Below are 20,498 nucleotides of genomic sequence, written 5' to 3'. Positions count from 1 at the left end.
TTTTCCGGCGCCCCGGGCGCCGGCGACGCGCGGGCCCGGCGCTGCCGGGCCCGCGGGACGGGGCCGCTACCAGCGATAGCCCACCCGGCCGTACACGAACGCGCCGCCGAAGCCGAACGGCGAGAGGTTGCTGTACGGGAACTGGCCGTTGGTCGAGTTGCCGAAGATGTTCTCGTCGGGGTACTCGTCGAGCACGTTGTCCGCGCCGAGGGTCAGCGTCCAGCGCTCGTCGGGGCGGTAGCTGGCCGAGACATCGAGCAGCCACTTGGCGCCGTATTCCTGGTCCAGGTCCGGGTTGTTGGGAGTGGTGCGCACGCTGCCGTAGCGGGTGGCGGTGGCCGACAGCGTCCACTGGCTCGCGTTCCAGACGCTGCCCAGCAGCAGCTTGTTGCGCGGGAAGCCCTGCTCGATGCGGCCGATCTCGACCCGGTCGATGCGCTCAAGGTTCAGCCCGCTTTCCTCCAGCTCCTCCGGGTTCGGCGCGATGCGGGTGATCTCGGTCCTGGTGTGGTTGTAGCCGGCGGTCAGGTCCAGGGTGCTGGCCTGCAGCGGCACGCGCCAGGTGCCGACCACGTCCACGCCGCGGGTGCGGGTGTCGATCGCGTTGGTGAAGTAGCGCCCGCCGTTCACGCCGTAGATCCCGCGCGACTCGAGCAGCGCGCGCACGCCGTCGCCGGTGAGGTTGGACGAGAGCGCGATGCGGTCGTCGACGTCGATCTGGTAGGCGTCGACCGTCAGGTACAGCCCGTCGGCCGGCTGCAGCACCAGGCCCAGGCTGTAGGACAGCGATTCCTCCGGCTGCAGCGGCTCGGCGCCGAAGGCCTGGGCCACCGCGCTGCTGGCCGGGAAGGTGCGGATCTCGAACGGGGTCGGGATGCCCGGCAGGAACACCGTGCTCACGGTCTGGAAGTACTGCTGGGCCAGCGACGGCGCGCGGAAGCCCGAGGACACCGTGCCGCGCAGGGCGACCGCGTCGGTGAACGCGTAGCGGGCCGAGAGCTTGCCGGAGGCCTGGCTGCCGAAGTCGTCGAAGTCCTCGTAGCGGGCGGCGACGCCGGCGGAGAACTTCTCGGTAAAGTCGGCCTCCAGCCCCACGTAGGCGGCATAGCTGTCGCGGTCGTAGGCGCCCGAGACCTCCGGCGCGAAGCCGCCGAAGCCCTGCGCCCCGGGCGGCGCGCCCGGCACGCCCAGGCCGGCGTCGGCGTAGGAGCCGTACTCGCCCGGCGACTGGTTCCACTTCTCGTTCCTGGCCTCGAGCCCGAACGAGAGCGTGGCCGGGTAGGCCAGGCCCCAGTCGAACTGGCGGCTGACATCGAGGTTGAGGATGTTCTGGGTGGTCTCGAGCGCGCCGTCGTAGAACTCGGTCGGCGAGTCCGGGCCGAGCGTCGCGTTGAGGGTGTTGCGGGTGTAGAACTCGAGGTGGTTGTAGCCGTAGTTGTAGCTCAGGTCCCAGTTCCAGCCGCCCTCGGTGAAGCCCTTCAGGCCGGCGACGATCGCGCGGTCCTTGGAGATGTTGTTGATCTCCGGCAGGAAGCCGTCGGGGTAGATCGAGGGGATGTTCTGGGTCGGGTTGCCCGGGGCGCGGAAGAACGCGAACGAGGTGATGTCGCGGTTGCTGGCGCTGCCGAAGGCGTAGGCCGAGACGTGCTCGCCCAAGGCATAGTCGAGGTTGAAGGCGACCGCGCCGGCGTCGACCTCGGGCTCGCCGATCACGAACGCCTTCTGCCCGGGCTCGGGCTGGGTCGGGCCGGGGGTGCCGGCGAACGGACGCGCGCGGTTGGTGTGGTCCTGCTGGCCGAGCTGGGCCGACAGGTGCAGGAAGCCACGGTCGTCGCCGAGCGCCAGGCCGGCGTCGCCGGAGAGCTGCGACTGCTTGCCGTCGCCAGCGGAGTAGCCGCCGTACTGGGCCTGCAGGCTGCCGCCCTGGCGCGCACCCTTGAGCACGACGTTGACCACGCCGGCGATCGCGTCCGAGCCGTACTGCGCCGAGGCGCCGTCGCGCAGCACCTCCACGCGGTCGATCGCCGAGACCGGGATGGTGTTGAGGTCGACCGGGGCCGAGCCGCGGCCGATGGTGCCGTTGAGGTTGAGCAGCGACGAGGTATGGCGGCGCTTGCCGTTGACCAGCACCAGCACCTGGTCGGGGGCGAGGCCGCGCAGCTGCGCCGGGCGGATCGCCGAGGTGCCGTCGACCAGCGCCGGGCGCGGGAAGTTCAGCGAGGGCAGGGCGCGCGACAGCGCCGTCGCCAGCTCCGTGGTGCCGGTGGCCTGGAGCGCCTCGCTGCTGATGATGTCGATCGGCGACTGCGACTCGGCCACGGTGCGGTCGGCCACGCGGGTGCCGGTGACGATGATGGTGTCGAGCGTGCTGGCGCGGTCGGCCGTGGCCTGGGGCGCCTCCTGGGCCAGGGCGGGGGCGGTGGCCAGCGCGGCGAGGAGGGCGAGGGCAAGGGGATGCCGGCTCATGGGGGAACTCCTGCGGTGGGGGATGTCGAAATTGCGCCGGCCACCTTAGCAACCGGGTCCCGGGCGGCCAAAGTGCATGTCGTCACGGCCTCATGCCGGCAATTCATAAGTCCGGCCGGCCGCGCCCCGCTCCGGTAGAATCCGCGCCCCATGATCGCCTTCCGCAATTTCGCCCTGCGCCGGGGCGAGCGCCTGCTGCTGTCCGACGTCGACCTGGCCCTGCACGCCGGCTGGCGGGTGGGCGTGGTCGGGCGCAACGGCACCGGCAAGTCGAGCCTGTTCGCCGCGATCCGCGGCGAGGTGGAGGCCGATCGCGGCGACATCGACGTGCCCAACCGGCTGCGCATCGCCAGCGTGGCCCAGGAGACGCCGGCGCTGCCCGAACCGGCGATCGACTTCGTGCTCGGCGGCGACGACGAGGTGGCCGCGGTGCTGCGCGCCGAGGCCGAGGCCACCGCGCGCGAGGACTGGGAAGCGGTGGCCGCCGCGCACCAGAAGCTGGCCGAGATCGGCGGCTACGACGCCGAGGCGCGCGCCGGCCGGCTGCTGCACGGGCTCGGCTTCCCGGCCGAGGTCCACCGTCGCGCGGTCGGCGAGTTCTCTGGCGGCTGGCGCGTGCGCCTGAACCTGGCGCGCGCGCTGATGATGCCCAGCGACCTGCTGCTGCTCGACGAGCCCACCAACCACCTCGACCTCGACGCGGTGCTGTGGCTGGAACAGTGGCTGCTGCGCTACACCGGCACCCTGCTGCTGATCAGCCACGATCGCGAGTTCCTCGACGGCGTCTCCACCCACACCCTGCACCTGCACGACGGCAGGGCGAAGCTGTACGTGGGCGACTACACCGCGTTCGAGCGCCAGCGCGCCGAGCACCTGCGCCAGCAGCAGATCGCCTACGAGAAGGAGCAGGCCGAGCGCGCCCACCTGCAGAAGTTCATCGACCGGTTCAAGGCCAAGGCCAGCAAGGCGCGCCAGGCGCAGAGCCGGATGAAGCGGCTGGCCAAGCTCGCCGGCACCGAGGCGGTGCGCGCCGAGCGCCAGTTCCGGATCGAGTTCCCCGCGCCGGCGAAGCTGCCGCACGCGCTGCTGCGGATCAACGACGGCACCTGCGGCTACGGCGGGGACGCGAGGATCCTGGAAAACGTCGGCTTCGGCCTCGAAGCCGGCGACCGGATCGGCCTGCTCGGCCCCAACGGCGCCGGCAAGTCGACCCTGGTCAAGTCGCTGGTCGGCGAGCTGCCGCTGCTGGCCGGCGAGCGCTACGCGCACCCGGACCTGCGCATTGGCTACTTCGCCCAGCACACGGTGGAGTCGCTGAAGGAAGGCACCTCGCCGATCGACCACCTGCGCGAACTCTCGCCGGACGCGCCGACCCAGGCCTTCCGCGACTTCCTCGGCAAGTGGTACTTCCCCGGCGACCGTGCGTTCGAGAGCATCGATGGCTTCTCCGGCGGCGAGCGCGCGCGCCTGGCGCTGGCGCTGATCGCCTGGAAGCAGCCCAACGTGCTGCTGCTCGACGAGCCGACCAACCACCTCGACCTGGACATGCGCGAGGCGCTGGCCGAGGCGCTTTCGGACTTCGACGGCGCGATCGTGCTGGTCTCGCACGACCGTCACCTGATCGGCCTGGTCAGCGACACCTTCTGGCGCGTGTCCGACGGCGTGGTCAAGCCGTTCGACGGCGACCTGGACGAATACGCCGCCTGGCTGCGCGCGCGCCCGGCGGGCGAGCAGGCGCGCGCGCCCGCGTCCGCGCGCGAGCCGGAGCCCGTGCCGCCGCCTGCGCCGGCGAAGCCCGCGGGCAAGCCCAACCCCCACCGCGTCGGCAAGGCCGAAGCGAAGGTCGCCCAGCTCGAGCAGGCGCTGGCGGAAGTGGAGGCCGCGCTGGCCGATCCGGCGACCTGGTCGGATCCAGACCGGGCCGCCGCGCTGGGCCAGCGCCAGGTGCAGCTGCACGCCGACCTGGAGGCGGCCGAGAACGAACTGCTGGCGCTGTACGGTTGAGCGCGCGCCGCCGGCCCGTACTTGCAGGCCCCGCCGGGCGCGGCTACGGTGCCGCCATGCAGACGTCCTTCCGAATCCTCGCCGCCAGCGGCCTCGTGCTTGCCCTGGCCGGCTGCATCCGCTTCGACGGCGCGCCCGACCCCGCCAGCCGCAAGGGCGATCCGGCCGAGCAGGCCGACGCCGCCGCCGAGGGCTTCGCCGCGGCCGAAGTGCCCGCCGACGCATTCATGGCCGCGCTGGCCTCGCACTGCGGCCAGGCCTTCGAGGGCCGGGTGGTGGCCAACGAGCCGCGCCCGGCCGAGCCCGACGCGTTCGAGGCCGAGCGGCTGGTGATGCACGTGCGCGGCTGCGACGACCCGGCACGCGAGCTGCGGGTGCCGTTCCACGTCGGCGACGACCGTTCCCGCACCTGGGTGCTCACCCGCGTGGGCCCGGGCCTGCGGCTCAAGCACGACCACCGCCACGAGGACGGCAGCGACGACGCGGTGACCATGTACGGCGGCGAGAGCGTCGTCGCGGGCACCGCCCAGCGGCAGGAATTCCCGGTCGACGCCGAATCGGTTGCGCTGTTCGAGCGCGAAGGCCTGGCGGCCTCGGTCACCAACACCTGGGCGATGGAGATCGAGCCGGGACAGCGCTTTGTCTACGAACTCACCCGCCCGGGTGGTCGCGAGTTCAAGGTCGAGTTCGATCTCACCCGGCCGGTGGATCCGCCGCCTCCGCCGTGGGGCAGCGACGCCGCGCAATAGTCGCGCGCAGCGCCGGCCACGCCGCGTCGCGGCTGGCCGGGCTTGATTTCCCGCGTACGGCCCCCAGACTCCCGGCCGCACCCGTCATCCCTGCTTTCCGTGGATTTGCCATGCCCATTTATGCGTTCCGCTGCGAGCAGTGCGAGCATTCCTTCGATCGCCTGCAGAAGCTCTCCGACCCCGATCCCGAGGCCTGCCCCGCCTGCGGCGGTGCCCAGGTCCGGCGCGAGGTGACCGCCCCCGCGTTCCGGCTGGCCGGGACGGGCTGGTACGAGACGGATTTCAAGAAGGACGGCGATCGCAAGCGCAACCTCGCCGACGCGGGCGACGGCGGTGGCAAGTCCGAAGGCGGCAGTGCCGCCTCCAAGCCGGAGGCCAAGGCCGACACGCCTGCCAGGTCCGCCGACGCCGCCTCCAGTGCGGCGCCTGCTACCGCCTGAGGCCCGTCTGGCGCGCCGGGCCGCGATGCCCGGCGCGGCCTCAGCCGCGCGAACCCGAGCCGGTGCGCACCATCGCCAGGCTCGACAGCTCCATGTATTCGGCCCAGTCCAGCCAGGCGCGGATCTCCAGGTCGTCGATGCGTTCCTCCAGCCCGATCCGCAGCCGGATCGTGCGCGGCTCGCCGTCGTCTGGCTCGATCCATTCGCGCGCCACCACCCGGCCGTCCGAGGACACCGCCTCGAGCCAGAACGGGTGGCTGGGCCACTCGCGCGGGCGCAGCCGCAGCAGGTATTCGCCCGCGACCAGCGAGGACTCGGCGCCCAGCCAGATCGCGCGCCGCGGCCGCGGGCGCGGCCCCGTGGCCGCTTCCAGCGGCGCGTCCACGCGCACGCCGTCGCGCAGTTCGTCGCCCGCGAACAGCTTCATGTTGTTGTCGGCGTCCACCAGCAGCGCGCACCATTCGCCGCGCAGGCCCTCGTCGTCGAACGCGGTGCAGCGGTCGACGTAGGCGCGCACGTTGGCCGGGTCGTCGAGGCCGAACTGGCGCGGCGCATCCTCCATCGTGATCGCCTGCAGGCCCCACTCCGGGTCGTACTCGACCATCACCGGCGGGGTGACGTGCTGCAGTCCGATCCGCAGCTGGCCGTCCTCGACCCGCAGCGTGCGCACGTCGCCGCCGGTCCACAGGCTGCGCGCGTAGGCGAGGTAGGGCGCGAACGCCTCGTCGCCGGCCAGGGCCGCGCGGGTGCCGCCGTCGGCCGCCGGCGCCAGCAGCGAGCGGCCGAAGCCAAGCGCGTCGTGGCGCGGATCCAGCAACGAGAGCAGGGTGGCCCCGCTGTCGAGCACCGAGCCGGGGACCGTGAACTGCCGTGCCGGCATCCCCGGGACCAGGAACAGCAACAGGTTCTCGCGCCGCAGGTCGCGCAGCACCGCGGTGAGGTCGTTGGGCATGGCCAGGTGGTCGGAGGCCAGCACGATGATCGTGTCGGCCGCGTACGGGCTGGTGCGGATGCGCTCGACCAGGCGCGAGACCAGGCGGTCGCTGCAGGCCAGGGCGTCGATCAGCCCGACCTCCCCGGTGCCCCGCAGGTCGTGGCAGGCCACCGGCAGGTGGCCGGCGGGGTGGTGGGTGTCCATGGTCAGCGCGCTGAGCAGGAACGGCTGGCCGGTCGCGGACAGTTCCATGAAGGTATCGAACGCGTCTTCCAGCAGCACGTCGTCGTGCAGGCCCCAGTGCGAGAAGTGCGCGGGGTCGATGCCGGTGGCGAGGTAGTGGTCGCGGTCGCGCACCTCGTGGAAGCCGTGCTGGCGCAGGAACCGGCCCTTGGCCGCGAAGTTGGAGTCGGCGCCGCCCAGGAACACGTTGCGGTAGCCCTGCTCGGCGAGGAACTCGGGCAGGCAGCGCGCGCCGGGCAGGAACTCGCGCATCCGCCCCAGGCTGTTCTCGTCGCCGCGCGCGGCGGTCAGCGGCACCCCGCACATCGAGGCGACGATGCCGGCGATGGTCCAGCCGGTGCCCTGGGGGGAGGCGACGTCGCGGAAATCCAGGCCCTGCGCGACCAGGCGCGCCAGCTCCGGCATCAGCCCCGGGAATGCGTCCTGGTCGAGGTAGGTGCGCTCCAGGCTTTCGCCGTAGATCCAGACGATGTTCTTCGGCCGCTCCAGCGTGCCGGACGGAGGGCGGTACTCGGTGGCGACGCTGCGCCCGTCGGCCGGGGCCAGCTGGCGCTGCAGCCGGAGCACGTCGTGGTGCAGGGGACTGGCCACGATGGCGGCCACGAACGCCGCGGCGAAGGCGGCGCTCACCCCCGCGGCGGCGCGGCGACCGCGCAGCCGCGGCAGACGGCCGCGCACCGCGGCCAGGACCAGCGGGGCGAGCGAGAGCAGCACCAGCCCGCCGAACCGCCACAGATCGGCGCTGAACCCGGCCACGCCGGCGCCTTCCAGCCCGGCCTGCAGGTGGTAGAGGGTCGCGGCGTTGATGCCGTCGCCGCTGATCCGGTCGACCAGCCACCAGGCGCTCAGGGCCAGCAGCAGCAGGCTGAGCAGGGCCGCGCGTGCCCAGGCCAGCCGGTCCGCGGCCACGACCAGGCAGGCCAGCAACAGCAACCAGAGCAGCAGGATGACGGGCATGCGGCGTGGGTTCTCGGGCTGGGGACCGGGCGGTGCGGGGTTCGAACCTATTGCCATCGTGCTGTCATATTGCTGAATGGGCAGTCGGGCGCGCCCCTGCGCGCGGCTTGGCCAGCAGGTCCGGAGGCGGCAAGCCGGGCCGCGAGCGTCTAGACTTGCGGGTTTTCACTCGCGGGTTTCCCGGCCGCCGCCGGGTGGACCGCTTCCCCGGAGTTTGCGTTCCATGCGTAGCCATCTCTGCGGCCTGGTCGACGAATCGTTGATCGGGCAGACCGTGACCCTGTGCGGCTGGGCCGACGTCGCCCGCAACCTGGGGGGCGTGTGCTTCATCGACCTGCGCGACCACGAGGGCATCGTCCAGGTGGTGGCCGAGCCCTCGGACGCCGCCGGCAACGCCGAGGTCCTGGCCGTGGCCGAACAGGTGGGCTACGAGGACTGCCTGCGCGTCACCGGCACCGTGCGCCGCCGCCATTCGGTGAACGCGAAGATCCGCACCGGCCAGGTGGAAGTGGTGGCCGAGCGCATCGAGGTGCTGAACAAGGCCGATCCGCTGCCGTTCCACCACCACGAGAACCCGGGCGAGGACATCCGCCTCAGGTACCGCTACCTCGACCTGCGCAGCCCGGACATGCAGCGCAAGATGCGCACCCGCACGAAGCTGGTCGCGGCGCTGCGCCGCTGGCTCGACGCGCGCGGCTTCCAGGACATCGAGACCCCGATCCTGACCAAGGCCACGCCCGAGGGCGCGCGCGACTTCCTGGTCCCGGCGCGCATGCACCCCGGCGAGTTCTACGCCCTGCCGCAGTCGCCGCAGCTGTTCAAGCAGATCCTGATGATGGCGGGCTTCGACCGCTACTACCAGATCGCGCGCTGCTTCCGCGACGAGGCGCTGCGCGCCGACCGCCAGCTCGAGTTCACCCAGCTCGACATGGAGTTCGCCTGGGTGTCCGAGCGCGACGTGCAGGACACGGTCGAGGCGATGATGCGCGAGGTGTTCCGCGAGGTCGCCGGGGTCGAGCTGGCCGATCCGTTCCCGCGCATGACCTACGCCGAGGCCATGCGCCGCTACGGCTCGGACAAGCCGGACCTGCGCATCGCGCTGGAGCTGGTGGACGTGGCGGAGCTGGTGAAGGACTGCGGCTTCGCCGTGTTCGCCGGCCCGGCCAGCGAGGCCGGCGGCCGCGTCGCCGCGCTGCGCATCCCGGGCGGCGCGTCGCTGTCGCGCAAGCAGATCGACGAGTACGCCGCGCACGCGGCGAAGTTCGGGGCCAAGGGGCTGGCCTGGGCGAAGATCGGCGAGGGCGGCGAGGTGAGTTCGCCGATCCAGAAGTTTTTCGACGCGGCCGCGTTCTCCGCACTGCTGGCGCACGTGGGCGCCGGCAACGGCGACATCGTGTTCTTCGGCGCCGGCAGGTACTCCACCGTCAGCGAGTTCATGGGCGCGGTGCGGCTCAAGGCCGGCCGGGACTTCGGCCTGGTCGAGGAGGGCTGGCGCCCGCTGTGGATCACCGACTTCCCGATGTTCGAGTGGGACGAGGAGGCGCAGCGCTACGTGGCCCTGCACCATCCCTTCACCGCGCCGGCGGTGGACGACGAGGCCGACCTGCGCGCCAATGCCGCCACGGCGGTCTCGCGCGGCTATGACATGGTGCTCAACGGCAACGAGATCGGCGGCGGCTCGATCCGCATCCACCGCGCCTCGATGCAGTCGGCGGTGTTCGAGCTGCTGGGCATCGGCCGGGAGGAGGCCGAACTCAAGTTCGGCTTCCTGCTCGAGGCGCTGCGCTACGGCGCGCCGCCGCATGGCGGCATCGCCTTCGGCATCGACCGGATCGCGGCACTGATGGCGGGCACCGACTCGATCCGCGACGTGATCGCCTTCCCCAAGACCACCTCCGCGCAGTGCCTGATGACCGGCGCGCCCTCGCCGATCCCGGACGAGCAGCTGGCCGAGGTGCATGTGCAGGTGCGGCCGCAGGGCTGATGGCGTCGGTGGTCGCGGTGGCGGTGCGCCCACCCCAACCCGTCCGGCCCGGCAGGAGCGGCGGCAGCCGTGTCTCGACTCCCTCCCCCGCGTGCGGGGGAGGGCCGGGGTGGGGGCCGTCCAATGCCGCTTGAGATCCGCCGCGCCGGCGTCGACGACGCCAGCACGCTCTCCACGCTGGCCGCGCGCACGTTCACCGAAACCTTCGGCCACCTGTACCCGCCGGAAGACCTGGACGCGTTCCTGCGCGAGTCCTACGCCGTCGGGCGCCAGCGCACGATCCTGTCCGATCCGCGCTACGGCGTCTGGCTGCTGGAGGACGACGGCGTGGCGGTCGGCCATGTCGCCGCCGGGCCGTGCGGCCTGCCGCATCCGGAGGTCGCGCCCGGCGACGGCGAGATCAAGCGCCTGTACGTGCTGCGCGACTACCAGTCGGGCGGCCTCGGCGGGAAGCTGATGGACGCGGCGATGGACTGGCTGCTGCGCGACGGGCCGCGCACGCTGTGGGTGGGCGTCTGGTCGGAGAATGCCGGGGCGCAGCGCTTCTACCAGCGCCGCGGATTCGCCAGGGTGGGCGAGTACCTGTTCCCCGTGGGCACGGTGCGCGACCTCGAGTTCATCCTGCGCCGGCCGCCGCGATGAGCCGGCCGCCGCCCGCGATCCGCCGCGTGGTGCTGCTGCACGGCATCTGGATGGCCGCGGTGAGCATGCGCCCGCTGGCCGGGCGCCTGCGCGCCCAGGGCTTCGAGCCCGAGGTGCTGGGCTACCGCAGCGTGGCCGCGACGCCGCAGGCGGCCATCGACCGCCTGCTCGCCCACCTGCGCCGGGGCGGGCCCGCGCACGTGGTCGGCCACAGCCTGGGCGGGCTGGTCGCGGTGCAAGCGCTGTGCGTGGATCCGCACGTGCCGGTGGCCCGGGTACTGTGCCTGGGCTCGCCGCTGTGCGGCAGCGGCGCGGCAGCCGGATTGGCCAGGCTGCCGCTGTCGCGGCTGTACTTCGGCCACAGCGCCGAACTCCTGATCAATGGCTGCATGACCTGGCCCGACCGGTTCGAGGTGGGGATGATCGCCGGCTCCTCGCCGCACGGGATGGGCCAGTGGTTCGGTCGCTTCCAGGGCGAACACGACGGCACCGTGGCGGTGGCCGAGACGCGCACGCCGGCCCTGGCCGACCACCTGGTGCTGCCGGTGAGCCACATGGGCATGGTCCTCTCTCGCGAGGTGGCGCGGCAGGCGGGCCGCTTCCTGGCTACCGGCCGCTTCGACCGCGCGGCGCCCGGCGCATAGCCGGCGCCGCGCCCCGCAGGTCAGACCAGGTCGGTGCCCTTCCTGCGTGCCGCCAGGATGTCGCGCACCAGGGCCACGCACAGCAGCACCAGCACGCCCATGGCCAGCGCCGGCCAGATCAGGATGTAGATCGAAAGCAGGGTGGTGTTCATGCGCGCGGCTCCGGGATGGCGCCGGCGGAGGTGGTACCGCGGTCCTTCGCGCCGGCACGGTCGAAGGCGGATTCCTGGAAGTTGCGCACCCGCTCGTCGAGCAGGGCGAAGTCGAACCGCTCCTTGCTGCGCAGGCTCAGGGCGGTGCACACGACGGCGCTGGCGCCGTAGGCGACCAGGGCGGCCACCAGCGGGATGTAGTCGCGCAGGGCGCCGAACACGATCGTCGACAGCCCCAGGATGGTGGCGGCGCCGACCGCCAGGCCGGCGCGGCGGCCGAAGAAACCGAACGCCATCAGCCCGGCGACCACGCCCGAGCCGACCAGCGCGATGCCCTCGACCAGGTAGCCGAAGGCACCGTCCAGCGGCACGACCTGGAACCGGACCAGGCAGAACAGGGTCACGGCCACCGCCACCGACCAGGAGAACGCGCGGTTGTCCACCCGGTCCCAGTAGAAGCTGGCGATCACCGGGAACACGATCGCGCCCCACAGCGCGCCGACGAACACCAGCACCACCAGGATGTCCAGGCGCAGGCTGGCGAAGATGATGCCGATCATCGTCGCCACGATCATGGTGACCCGGCCCACCAGCAGCATGATCCTGGGGTTCGGCCGCTTGCCCGCCAGGTGCTTGCCGTAGACATCGGTCATCATGATCGCCGACAGGGCGGACAGGTCGGAGTCGGCGGTGGACGAGAGCGAGCCCACGACCAGGATGAAGAACAGCCCGATCGCGAACGGCGGGAGGTACTGCGAGGCCATCTGCGGGATCAGGTTGTTGCTGTCGCCCTCGAGCGGGGTGATCCCGGCGAACAGCGCCAGCAGGCCGAGCATGCCCAGGCCGATGACCACCGCGCCGTAGCCGACGGTGGCGGTGATGAAGGTGGGCTTGATCAGGTCCTGGCGCACCGCGAACAGGCGCTGGGCGATGGTCTGGTTGCCGATCGCGTAGGCCAGCACCGCCACCAGGTAGGGCGCGCCCTGCTCGAGGAAGGCGGTGGTCGAGAAGAAGTCGGCCTGCTCGCTGGTCAGGTTCGCCATGCCCTGTTCGAGCAGGGTGCTGCCGCCGGCGTTGAAATACACCATCGGGATCAGCACCGCGGCCGCGACCACCATCGCCACCAGCTGGGCGAAATCGGTCATCACCGAAGCGCGGAAGCCCGACCACAGCGTGTAGGCCAGCACCCCGGTCCCGGCGATCAGCACGCCATGGGTGAACGACAGCGGCGTGAGCACCGCCACCAGCGCGCCGGCGGCGCTGAAGTTGACCATCAGGCTGATGCAGCTGCCGACGATGTTGGAAATCGCCATGACCATCTGGCTGGACGTGCCGTGGCGGGCATGCAGGATCTCGGCGAGGGTGTGGGCGCGCGGCGCGAGTTCGCGGAAGCGCCGGCCGAACGGGTAGATGAACAGGATCATCAGCGCGCCCCACAGCCCGTAGTGGATCGGGCCGGAGAGGCCGTAGCGGTAGCCGGAGGTGGCGCTGGCGAAGAACGAGGCGGCCCAGATCCAGGTCGCCATCATGCTGGCGGCGGCCATGCCGAAGCCGATGGCGCTGTTGGAGACCATGTAGGCGTCGACGTTCTCCTTGCGCCGGACGATGGTGAGCGAGAGCAGGAAGGTCGCGACGTAGAAGCCGACCATGAGCAGGAGCGCGGTGGAGGTGCCGAGCTGGTGGATTCCGGTCTGTTGCATGGGATTGCAGCGGTCCTGGGGCCGGATGCCTGCGCGGACGAACAAATGCCGCCCGTGCGGGTCATCCCGCCGGGTTGGGGGCCCTTCCGGGCCATGGGGGGCAGCCTGTCTGCGGCTGCTTGGGCGCGGCATCGACGAAGATGCCATGGGCCGGCGGCGTGGCCGCCGGGGGGCGCCGGGACGGTGGCTGGGCACCGGTCGCGGACACCGGGGCATTCGAGCGGCGTGCGCAACTCAATGCGCACGGAGGCTGCGAAGCGCCGGGCATTATAGCCCAGCGCTATAGCCCAGCGCTCCGGCCCCTGCCCGCGGACCTATAATCGGGGCCCCTCAAGTGCATCGTTGGGCGTTGAATGGCCGGTCATTCCAAGTGGGCGAACATCCAGCACCGCAAGAACGCGCAGGACGCGAAGCGGGGCAAGATCTTCACCAAGATCATCCGTGAGATCTCGGTGGCCGCGCGCACCGGTGGCGGCGATCCGGCCGCCAACCCGCGGCTGCGCAGCGCGATCGACAAGGCGCTCGGCGCCAACATGACCAAGGACGTGATCGAGCGCGCGATCAAGAAGGCCACCGGCGAACTGGAGGGCGTGAACTACGAGGAGGTCCGCTACGAGGGCTATGCCCCGGGCGGCGTGGCGGTGATCGTCGACTGCCTGACCGACAACAAGGTCCGCACCGTGGCCGACGTGCGCCACGCCTTCAACAAGTTCGGCGGCAACCTGGGCACCGACGGCTCGGTCGCCTTCATGTTCCGCAAGCTCGGCGTGCTGAGCTTCCCGCCCGGCTCGGACGAGGACCGGATCACCGAGGTGGCGATCGAGGCCGGCGCCGACGACGTGGTCGCCTACCCGGAGGATGGCTCGATCGACGTGCTGACCGACCCGGAGAACTTCGCCGCGGTGCGCGACGCCATGGTCGCGGCCGGCTGCGAGCCGGCCCAGGCCGAGGTGACCTGGCGCGCCGACAACGACGTGGCGGTCGATGGCGAGACCGGCCAGCAGGTGGTCAAGCTGCTCGACTGGCTGGAGGACATCGACGACGTGCAGGCGGTCTACTCCAACGCCGACCTGGGCGAGGACGCCTACGCCTGAGGCGTCGGCCCGGCCCGGACATGACCCGCATCCTCGGCATCGACCCAGGCTCGCAGCGCACCGGCGTCGGGATCATCGACGTCGACGAGGCGGGCCGGGCGACCCACGTGCACAACGGCGCGCTGGTGCTGCTGGGCGAGGGCGACTTCGCGGCGCGGCTCAAGCGCCTGCTGGTCGGGCTGGCCGAGGTGATAGAGCGCTGGCGGCCGGAAGAGGTGGCGATCGAGCAGGTGTTCATGGCGCGCAACCCCGACTCGGCGCTCAAGCTCGGCCAGGCGCGTGGCGCCGCGCTCAGCGCGGTGGTGCTGCGCGACCTGCCGGTGCACGAGTACGCCGCCCGCGAGGTGAAGCTGGCAGTGGTGGGCAAGGGCGGCGCGGACAAGGCGCAGGTCCAGCACATGGTCGGGATCATGCTCAACCTGCACGGCAAGCTGCAGGCCGACGCGGCCGACGCGCTGGCCATCGCCATCACCCATGCCCACGTGCGCGCCACCGCCCGCCGCCTGGGCGTCGGGACGCGCCAGGCCTGGAGCAGGAAATGAGCGCGCCCGCCGCCACGGCCCACCAGGCGCCGCGCCGAGCCGGGCGCCGCCGGTCGCGGCCTTGCTTCCCCCACCATCGTTCGCGCGCCCGGAGGACAACGCGATGATCGGACGCCTGAAGGGCATCCTGGTCCACAAGCAGCCGCCCTGGCTGGTGGTCGACGTCAACGGCGTGGGCTACGAGCTCGAAGCGCCGATGAGCACGTTCTACGAACTGCCCGAGGTCGGGCGCGAGGTGGCGCTGTTCACCCACTACGCGCAGAAGGAGGACAGCGTGTCGCTGTACGGCTTCCTCAGCGAGGCCGAGCGGCGGATGTTCCGCGACGTGCAGAAGGTGACCGGCATCGGCGCGAAGATCGCGCTGGCGATCCTGTCCGGGGCGTCGGTCAACCAGTTCGCGGCGCTGGTCCAGGCCGGCGACATCACCGCGTTGACCCGGATCCCGGGGATCGGCAAGAAGACCGCCGAGCGGATCGTGGTCGAGTTGCGCGATCGCGCCGCCGCGCTGGCCGCGGGGCCGCCAGTTGCGGGCGGGCCAGGCGCCGCGCCGCCGGCCGACCCGCTGGCCGAGGCCACCGTCGCCCTGCAGCAGCTGGGCTACAGGCCGGCCGAGGCGCAGCGGATGGCCAAGGCCGCGGCCGCCGACGGCGACCCCGCCGAAGACATCATCCGCAAGGCGCTACAGTCCGCGCTGCGCTGACCGCCCAGCCCTTCCGGACCACCTTCCATGCCCCAGCCCGCCCGCCCGCGTCCTCCCGCGCACGTCCCGCCGCAGGGAGCGGCACAGGCCGGGCTCGCCGGCCTGGTGGTGGGCGCGATCGGGGTGGTGTTCGGCGACATCGGCACCAGCCCGCTGTACACCCTGCGCGAGGCGTTCTCGCCGCACTACGGCCTGGTCGCCGACCACGACACCGTGCTCGGCGTGCTGTCGATGATCTTCTGGTCGCTGACCCTGGTGGTCACGCTCAAGTACGTCACGATCATCATGCGCGCCGACAACGAGGGCGAGGGCGGCATCATGGCGCTGATGGCGCTGGCCCAGCGCTGCTTCCCGAAGGACTCGCGCAGCGCCTACGTGGTGGGCGTCCTGGGCATCCTCGGCGCCTCGCTGTTCTTCGGCGACGGGGTGATCACCCCGGCGATCTCGGTGCTGTCGGCGGTCGAGGGCCTGGAGGTGGTCGCGCCGGGGATGCACGCCTGGATCGTGCCGATCACGGTGCTGGTGCTGGTGGCGCTGTTCGCCACCCAGCGCTACGGGACCGAGAAGGTGGGGCGGATCTTCGGCCCGGTGACCGTGGTCTGGTTCCTGGCCCTGGCGGCGCTGGGCGTGGCCAACATCCTGCACGAGCCGGAAGTGCTGCACGCGGTCAACCCGTGGTGGGCGGTGCGCTTCTTCGTCGACCACGCCTGGGGCGGGATCTTCATCCTCGGCGCGGTGGTGCTGGCGGTGACCGGCGGCGAGGCGATCTACACCGACATGGGCCACTTCGGTCCGCGCCCGATCCGCCATGCGTGGTACTTTTTCGTCCTGCCCGCGCTGATGCTCAACTACCTGGGGCAGGGCGCACTGGTGCTCGAGGATCCGGCCGCGGTCCGCAACCCGTTCTACGTCGGCGTGCCTGACTGGGCGCAGTGGCCGATGCTGCTGCTTGCCACCCTGGCCACGGTGATCGCCTCGCAGGCGGTGATCACCGGCGGTTACTCCATCGCGCGCCAGGCGATGCAGCTGGGCTACATCCCGCGCATGCGGATCAAGCACACCTCCAGCGAGACCATCGGCCAGATCTACATCCCGGCGATCAACTGGACGATGGCGGTGATCGTGGTCGGGCTGGTGCTCTCGTTCGGCAGCTCGTCGGCGCTCGCCGCCGCCTACGGCATCTCGGTGTCGGCGACCATGCTCATCGATACCCTGCTGCTGGCGCTGGTGGCGCGCGCGCTGTGGCCGGTGGCGCGGCGCTGGGTGCTGCCACTGTGCGTGCTGTTCCTGCTGATCGACCTCGCCTTCCTGGTCGCCAACGGGGCCAAGGTGCTGCAGGGCGCGTGGTTCCCGGTGGTGCTGGGCATGGTGCTGTTCACCCTGCTGCGCACCTGGCGGCGCGGGCGCGAGATCCTGCGCGAGGAGATGCAGAAGGAGGGCATCCGCCTGGATGCCTTCATCCCGGGCCTGATGCTGGCACCGCCAGTGCGGGTGGAGGGGACCGCAGTGTTCATGACCAGCGACAAGGGCGTGGTGCCGCACGCGCTGCTGCACAACCTCAAGCACAACAAGGTGCTGCACGAGCGCAACGTGTTCTTGACCGTCGATACCCTGACCGTGCCCTACGCCGCACCTGGCAGGCGATTGACGGTCGAGACCCTGGGCGACGGCTTCTACCGGGTGCTGGTGCGCTTCGGCTTCATGGAGACGCCGGACGTGCCACAGGCGTTGATGCAGGTACCCGACCACTGCGACATCAGCTTCGACCCGATGGAGACGACCTACTTCGTCAGCCGCGAGACCGTGGTCTCCAGCGCACGCCGCGGCATGCCGGTGTGGCGCGACAAGCTGTTCGCGGTGATGCATCGCAACGCCGCGCCGGCCAACCACTTCTTCCGGATCCCGGGCAACCGGCTCGTGGAACTGGGCGCGCAGGTCGAAATCTGACGCGCGCCGTGCGGGGGTGACCCGCCGCGGCAGGCCGGGCCCCGCGCCCGCGGGCGAAGCGTGAACCGCGGCCCAATCACGCCGTCCGGCGCCTCAAGTGCGGCCGGCGCGCGCCGCTAGGAAGGGTGTCACGCCAACGCAGGCGCTTGCATGACCCTGCTCGAGCCCATCGTTCCGGCCACGATCCTGCCGCAGCGGGTGCTGCTGCTGGAGAACTCGCGTGCCTACGTGCGCGCCGTGGCCCAGGCGATCGAGCACAAGCTGGAGCTGCCGGTCGCCACCGCATCGAGCCTGGCCGAGGCGCGCGCGCTGCTCGACCGCCACGACGACTGGTTCCTGGCCCTGACCGGGCTGGTCCTGGCCGACGGCCACCGCGACGACGTGGTCAACTGCCTGCTCGGACGCGGCCTGTCGACGGTGGTGGTGACCGGCGTCTACGACGAGGGGCTGCGCCAGCGCCTGCTGCGCCGCCGGGTCATCGACTTCGTGCTCAAGGACAACCCCGGCAGCCTCGACTACATCGTCTGGCTGGTGAAGCGGCTCGACCGCAACCGGCGGATCTCGGCGCTGGTGGTGGACGACTCGGCCTCGGCCCGCGCCCATACCGCCAGCCTGCTGCAGACCTACGGCTACCGCGTGGTCCAGGCCGGCGACGGCGCGGCCGCGCTGCGGGTGATCGAGCGCGACTCCACGATCCGGCTGGCGATGGTCGACGATGCGATGCCGGGCATGCACGGAGTGGAACTGACCCGGCGGCTGCGTGCGCTGCGCCCGCGCGACCGGGTGGCGGTAATCGGCGTCTCGGGGCGCGACGACAGCGACCTGGTGGCGCGCTTCCTCAAGAGTGGCGCCAACGATTTCCTGCGCAAGCCCTATTCGCGCGAGGAGTTCTTCTGCCGCGTGTCGCAGAACGTCGACCAGCTCGAACTGATCGGCAGCCTGCAGGACCTGGCCACCCGAGACTTCCTCACCGGGCTGCCCAACCGCCGCCACTTCCTCGAGCAGGCCGAGCGGATGGTGCCGCGGATGCGCGAGGCCGGCCGCCCACTGGCCGCGGCGATCCTCGACGTCGACCACTTCAAGCGGATCAACGACGGGTGGGGGCACGAGGCCGGCGACCACGCGCTGCGCGCGGTGGCCGCCGAGCTGTCGACGCATGCCCGGCCGGGGGACCTGGTGGCGCGCTTCGGCGGCGAGGAGTTCTGCCTGCTGGTGCCGGACCTGGCCGACGGGCCGCTGCTCGACTATTTCGAGGCGCTGCGGCGCCGGATCGAGGATCTCGACGTGCCGTCGCCCAACGGCTTCCTGCGGATGACGGCCAGCATCGGGGTACGCACGGCCGGCGCGAACGACGACCTGCACCGGCTCCTGGCCGATGCCGACCGGCGCCTCTACCTCGCCAAGGCCGGTGGCCGCAACAGGGTGGTGGCGGCGGGGTAGATGGTCGCGATCCCGGGCCGGGGCGTCCGGGGATCAGCCTGGTCGTTGCTGTTGTGGCAGGCGACTGGCCTGGCGGTCTGACAGGACGATCCTCAGCCGCGGAAGAGGGGCTCGGGTGTGCGCGCATGGGCGCTGTCGGCGGCGGGCGGCTGCTGCAGGTCCAGCGCCGTGCGTCCGCGCTCCAGCCACGCCTGCATCCCGTCCGAGCGGGCGAGATCGGAGAGGGCGCGCGTGATCGCGTCCGGGTCGCGCTGCTCCAGCGCCGGGAGCACCCGGTCGAGCATTCCACCCGTCGCGGGGACCGTGCCCTTGCGGTTCACCGGCGGGTCCGCCTCCGGCGGCAGCAGGCCGCGGTGGTCCGGATGGTCGGGATGGCCGGGTGCGGTGGCCGGGCCCGCCTCGCGCGGCATCGGACGCCCGGGTTCGAAGCGGTCGGCGAGGTCGCGATCGCGCCGGCGCGGTCCGGGCGCGAAGCGCAGCGTGGCCGGGTCGATGTCGCCGGTCTGCGGAATCCCGTGCGCGCGCTGGAAGTCCAGCAGCGCCCCCTGCATCGACGGACGGTAGACGCCGTCGCGGTCGAGCGGCCCGCCATCCGCCGCGCGATAGCCCTCGCCATGCATGACCCGCTGCAGGCCGGCGATGCGCGGATGCGATTCGCCGAGGCGGAAGGTGCCGTCGTCGAGCGCGACCTGCGGACGGACGCCGTTCCGCAGGGCGTCCTGCACCGGCAGCCTGCCGCTGGCCAGATCGGCGAGATAGTTCGCGTATTCGCGATACAGCCGCGTGTCGACTTCCATGTGGACGTGGACCGCCTGGCCGCTGCGAAGTCCCAGGCCGAGATTGTCCTGTACGCCCAGCGTCTGCCCGTAAGCCACCGATTGTCCGACCTGTACCCGGAGGTCGCTCATGTGCCTGACTCGCGCGAGCACGCGACCGTCGGCATGGTCCGAGATCTCCACCATGCCGGCAGCGGCACTGATCCGACTGATGTAACCGTCCACCGGCGAAGGCACCCCAACGGAGCGAGCGGACTTGCCCCGGGCGGGCGAGGGATCCTCAAGGATGAAGTCCTTGACCAGCAGTACCTGGTCGCGATCGAGACTGCCGTACTTGTCGACACGCGAATCGATGATCTCTTCGAAGTCGCCGCCAATGAACGCATGCGAGCGCCGGTGTGGGTTCTCGGCACCCTGGATCACGCCATCTTCCATCCGGATGCGCCTGTTGGCCCCCGGATGGTGGGTCACGAGGCCCTCGAGCGAGTCGACGTCTTCGTTCAACTGGACCTGCCGCACGTCAGGGCGACCCAACTGGCTGATTCGGTAGGTTCGAGGTGCATCCTGCACGGTCGGCTCCCTATCGGCACTTCCTGTAGACAGTCGCACTGCCGTCGCCGGCGATGACGAGTTCGTTGCCGGTCAGGACGAAGACGTTGTCCGAATCGTCGGGCGTGTCGCCGCCCAGGCTCAACGCCGACCTGATCAACCATGCTGCAGGAACATCGGCAAGCCTGTCGACGCTCCTGATGAAGTGGGTGTCCTCGTATCCGAGGAGCCGCCCGCCCTCGATCACGACCAGCGCATCGCTGCCCGCGGCGTCCAGCGTGGCGCAACTGATATCGGGCGGCAGCCAGGTGCCATGCAATTCGACCGGGTACCCTGCAACTTCGGCCGATGTGGGTGCTGTGCCGTCCAGGCCTGTCGGGCGGGTCGAAACCGGCTCGCTGGCGCTCGCCACCTGAGCCGCTGGACCCAGCAGCACGACCAAAAGCGAGGCAATGCCCGATATCCATCTCATGCTGCGCTCCTCCTGAGCTGATGGCGGCTTTCTAGCACATCCCGACGCGTGATGCAGCCGTGG

General features: G+C 71.4%; 17 protein-coding genes. 11 read left to right on the top strand and 6 right to left on the bottom strand.

The features are described 5' to 3' along the window. Positions 1–66: 66 nt before the first annotated feature. Complete coding sequence (locus tag FQY79_RS02635) at positions 67–2,466, bottom strand: TonB-dependent receptor plug domain-containing protein (protein WP_146310466.1); 2,400 nt, start codon at positions 2,464–2,466, stop codon at positions 67–69. A 150-nt stretch (positions 2,467–2,616) separates the two neighbouring features. Here FQY79_RS02635 and FQY79_RS02630 point away from each other — a divergent pair, with 150 nt between their 5' ends. The 3 genes from FQY79_RS02630 to FQY79_RS02620 all read left to right on the top strand — a co-directional run bounded on the left by FQY79_RS02630 (position 2,617) and on the right by FQY79_RS02620 (position 5,659). Further along, positions 2,617–4,470 carry an ABC-F family ATP-binding cassette domain-containing protein gene (locus FQY79_RS02630; protein ID WP_146310464.1) on the top strand — a complete coding sequence of 618 codons (1,854 nt, stop codon included), beginning with the start codon at positions 2,617–2,619 and terminating at the stop codon, positions 4,468–4,470. Between the two features lie 56 nt (positions 4,471–4,526). Continuing rightward, entirely contained in the window at positions 4,527–5,219 is a 693-nt protein-coding gene (locus FQY79_RS02625; protein WP_146310463.1) for a hypothetical protein, read from the top strand. A gap of 110 nt (positions 5,220–5,329) precedes the next feature. Beyond that, positions 5,330–5,659 carry an FmdB family zinc ribbon protein gene (locus tag FQY79_RS02620; RefSeq protein ID WP_146310461.1) on the top strand — a complete coding sequence of 110 codons (330 nt, stop codon included), beginning with the start codon at positions 5,330–5,332 and terminating at the stop codon, positions 5,657–5,659. A gap of 40 nt (positions 5,660–5,699) precedes the next feature. Here the strand turns inward: FQY79_RS02620 and FQY79_RS02615 are convergent, their stop codons facing one another. Then, on the bottom strand, positions 5,700–7,793 hold the full coding sequence (locus FQY79_RS02615; RefSeq protein WP_146310459.1) for a phosphoglycerol transferase I: 2,094 nt from the start codon (positions 7,791–7,793) through the stop codon (positions 5,700–5,702). 223 nt (positions 7,794–8,016) lie between these two features. Between FQY79_RS02615 and aspS the strand changes: the two genes are divergently transcribed. The 3 genes from aspS (at position 8,017) to FQY79_RS02600 (ending at position 11,063) form a co-directional block, all read left to right on the top strand. Beyond that, positions 8,017–9,777 (top strand): aspartate--tRNA ligase, encoded by a 1,761-nt coding sequence (gene aspS / locus FQY79_RS02610; RefSeq protein ID WP_146310457.1) that lies wholly within the window; start codon positions 8,017–8,019, stop codon positions 9,775–9,777. Between the two features lie 123 nt (positions 9,778–9,900). After that, complete coding sequence (locus tag FQY79_RS02605; RefSeq protein WP_146310455.1) at positions 9,901–10,419, top strand: GNAT family N-acetyltransferase; 519 nt, start codon at positions 9,901–9,903, stop codon at positions 10,417–10,419. After that, entirely contained in the window at positions 10,416–11,063 is a 648-nt protein-coding gene (locus FQY79_RS02600; protein WP_146310453.1) for an esterase/lipase family protein, read from the top strand. The genes FQY79_RS02605 and FQY79_RS02600 overlap by 4 nt, the downstream gene beginning before the upstream one ends. Positions 11,064–11,083: 20 nt before the next feature. Here the strand turns inward: FQY79_RS02600 and FQY79_RS15465 are convergent, their stop codons facing one another. Next, on the bottom strand, positions 11,084–11,215 hold the full coding sequence (locus tag FQY79_RS15465) for a putative transporter small subunit (protein ID WP_222434231.1): 132 nt from the start codon (positions 11,213–11,215) through the stop codon (positions 11,084–11,086). Beyond that, positions 11,212–12,915 (bottom strand): sodium:solute symporter family protein, encoded by a 1,704-nt coding sequence (locus FQY79_RS02595; RefSeq protein WP_146310451.1) that lies wholly within the window; start codon positions 12,913–12,915, stop codon positions 11,212–11,214. Before FQY79_RS02595 ends, FQY79_RS15465 begins: the two co-directional genes overlap by 4 nt. 353 nt (positions 12,916–13,268) lie before the next feature. Here FQY79_RS02595 and FQY79_RS02590 point away from each other — a divergent pair, with 353 nt between their 5' ends. The 5 genes from FQY79_RS02590 (at position 13,269) to FQY79_RS02570 (ending at position 18,638) form a co-directional block, all read left to right on the top strand. Beyond that, positions 13,269–14,009: a YebC/PmpR family DNA-binding transcriptional regulator gene (locus tag FQY79_RS02590; protein ID WP_146310449.1), complete on the top strand. Its 741-nt coding sequence runs from the start codon at positions 13,269–13,271 to the stop codon at positions 14,007–14,009. Positions 14,010–14,029: 20 nt separating this feature from the next. Further along, positions 14,030–14,551 (top strand): crossover junction endodeoxyribonuclease RuvC, encoded by a 522-nt coding sequence (ruvC, locus tag FQY79_RS02585; RefSeq protein ID WP_146310447.1) that lies wholly within the window; start codon positions 14,030–14,032, stop codon positions 14,549–14,551. A 103-nt stretch (positions 14,552–14,654) separates the two neighbouring features. Further along, positions 14,655–15,251 carry a Holliday junction branch migration protein RuvA gene (gene ruvA / locus FQY79_RS02580; protein WP_146310445.1) on the top strand — a complete coding sequence of 199 codons (597 nt, stop codon included), beginning with the start codon at positions 14,655–14,657 and terminating at the stop codon, positions 15,249–15,251. 27 nt (positions 15,252–15,278) lie between these two features. Beyond that, positions 15,279–17,198 (top strand): potassium transporter Kup, encoded by a 1,920-nt coding sequence (locus FQY79_RS02575; protein ID WP_146310443.1) that lies wholly within the window; start codon positions 15,279–15,281, stop codon positions 17,196–17,198. A 150-nt stretch (positions 17,199–17,348) separates the two neighbouring features. After that, positions 17,349–18,638 (top strand): diguanylate cyclase, encoded by a 1,290-nt coding sequence (locus tag FQY79_RS02570; protein ID WP_146310441.1) that lies wholly within the window; start codon positions 17,349–17,351, stop codon positions 18,636–18,638. A gap of 92 nt (positions 18,639–18,730) precedes the next feature. On the opposite strand, the gene FQY79_RS02565 is transcribed toward FQY79_RS02570, so the two are convergent. Further along, a complete protein-coding gene (locus FQY79_RS02565; protein WP_146310439.1) occupies positions 18,731–19,918 on the bottom strand; it encodes a peptidoglycan-binding protein in 1,188 nt (395 codons plus the stop codon). Positions 19,919–19,994: 76 nt separating this feature from the next. Then, on the bottom strand, positions 19,995–20,435 hold the full coding sequence (locus FQY79_RS02560; RefSeq protein WP_146310437.1) for a hypothetical protein: 441 nt from the start codon (positions 20,433–20,435) through the stop codon (positions 19,995–19,997). Between the last annotated feature and the right edge of the window lie 63 nt (positions 20,436–20,498).

This window comes from Luteimonas wenzhouensis (genome assembly GCF_007859305.1).
Classification (GTDB): Bacteria; Pseudomonadota; Gammaproteobacteria; order Xanthomonadales; family Xanthomonadaceae; genus Luteimonas; species Luteimonas wenzhouensis.
This window is presented reverse-complemented; position numbering and strand designations above follow the sequence as displayed.

Coding starts and splice junctions, on each gene's coding strand:
- FQY79_RS02635 (WP_146310466.1), bottom strand. CDS start 2,466: ATGAGCCGGCATCCCCTTGCCCTCGCCCTCCTCGCCGCGCTGGCCACC.
- FQY79_RS02630 (WP_146310464.1), top strand. CDS start 2,617: ATGATCGCCTTCCGCAATTTCGCCCTGCGCCGGGGCGAGCGCCTGCTG.
- FQY79_RS02625 (WP_146310463.1), top strand. CDS start 4,527: ATGCAGACGTCCTTCCGAATCCTCGCCGCCAGCGGCCTCGTGCTTGCC.
- FQY79_RS02620 (WP_146310461.1), top strand. CDS start 5,330: ATGCCCATTTATGCGTTCCGCTGCGAGCAGTGCGAGCATTCCTTCGAT.
- FQY79_RS02615 (WP_146310459.1), bottom strand. CDS start 7,793: ATGCCCGTCATCCTGCTGCTCTGGTTGCTGTTGCTGGCCTGCCTGGTC.
- aspS (WP_146310457.1), top strand. CDS start 8,017: ATGCGTAGCCATCTCTGCGGCCTGGTCGACGAATCGTTGATCGGGCAG.
- FQY79_RS02605 (WP_146310455.1), top strand. CDS start 9,901: ATGCCGCTTGAGATCCGCCGCGCCGGCGTCGACGACGCCAGCACGCTC.
- FQY79_RS02600 (WP_146310453.1), top strand. CDS start 10,416: ATGAGCCGGCCGCCGCCCGCGATCCGCCGCGTGGTGCTGCTGCACGGC.
- FQY79_RS15465 (WP_222434231.1), bottom strand. CDS start 11,215: ATGAACACCACCCTGCTTTCGATCTACATCCTGATCTGGCCGGCGCTG.
- FQY79_RS02595 (WP_146310451.1), bottom strand. CDS start 12,915: ATGCAACAGACCGGAATCCACCAGCTCGGCACCTCCACCGCGCTCCTG.
- FQY79_RS02590 (WP_146310449.1), top strand. CDS start 13,269: ATGGCCGGTCATTCCAAGTGGGCGAACATCCAGCACCGCAAGAACGCG.
- ruvC (WP_146310447.1), top strand. CDS start 14,030: ATGACCCGCATCCTCGGCATCGACCCAGGCTCGCAGCGCACCGGCGTC.
- ruvA (WP_146310445.1), top strand. CDS start 14,655: ATGATCGGACGCCTGAAGGGCATCCTGGTCCACAAGCAGCCGCCCTGG.
- FQY79_RS02575 (WP_146310443.1), top strand. CDS start 15,279: ATGCCCCAGCCCGCCCGCCCGCGTCCTCCCGCGCACGTCCCGCCGCAG.
- FQY79_RS02570 (WP_146310441.1), top strand. CDS start 17,349: ATGACCCTGCTCGAGCCCATCGTTCCGGCCACGATCCTGCCGCAGCGG.
- FQY79_RS02560 (WP_146310437.1), bottom strand. CDS start 20,435: ATGAGATGGATATCGGGCATTGCCTCGCTTTTGGTCGTGCTGCTGGGT.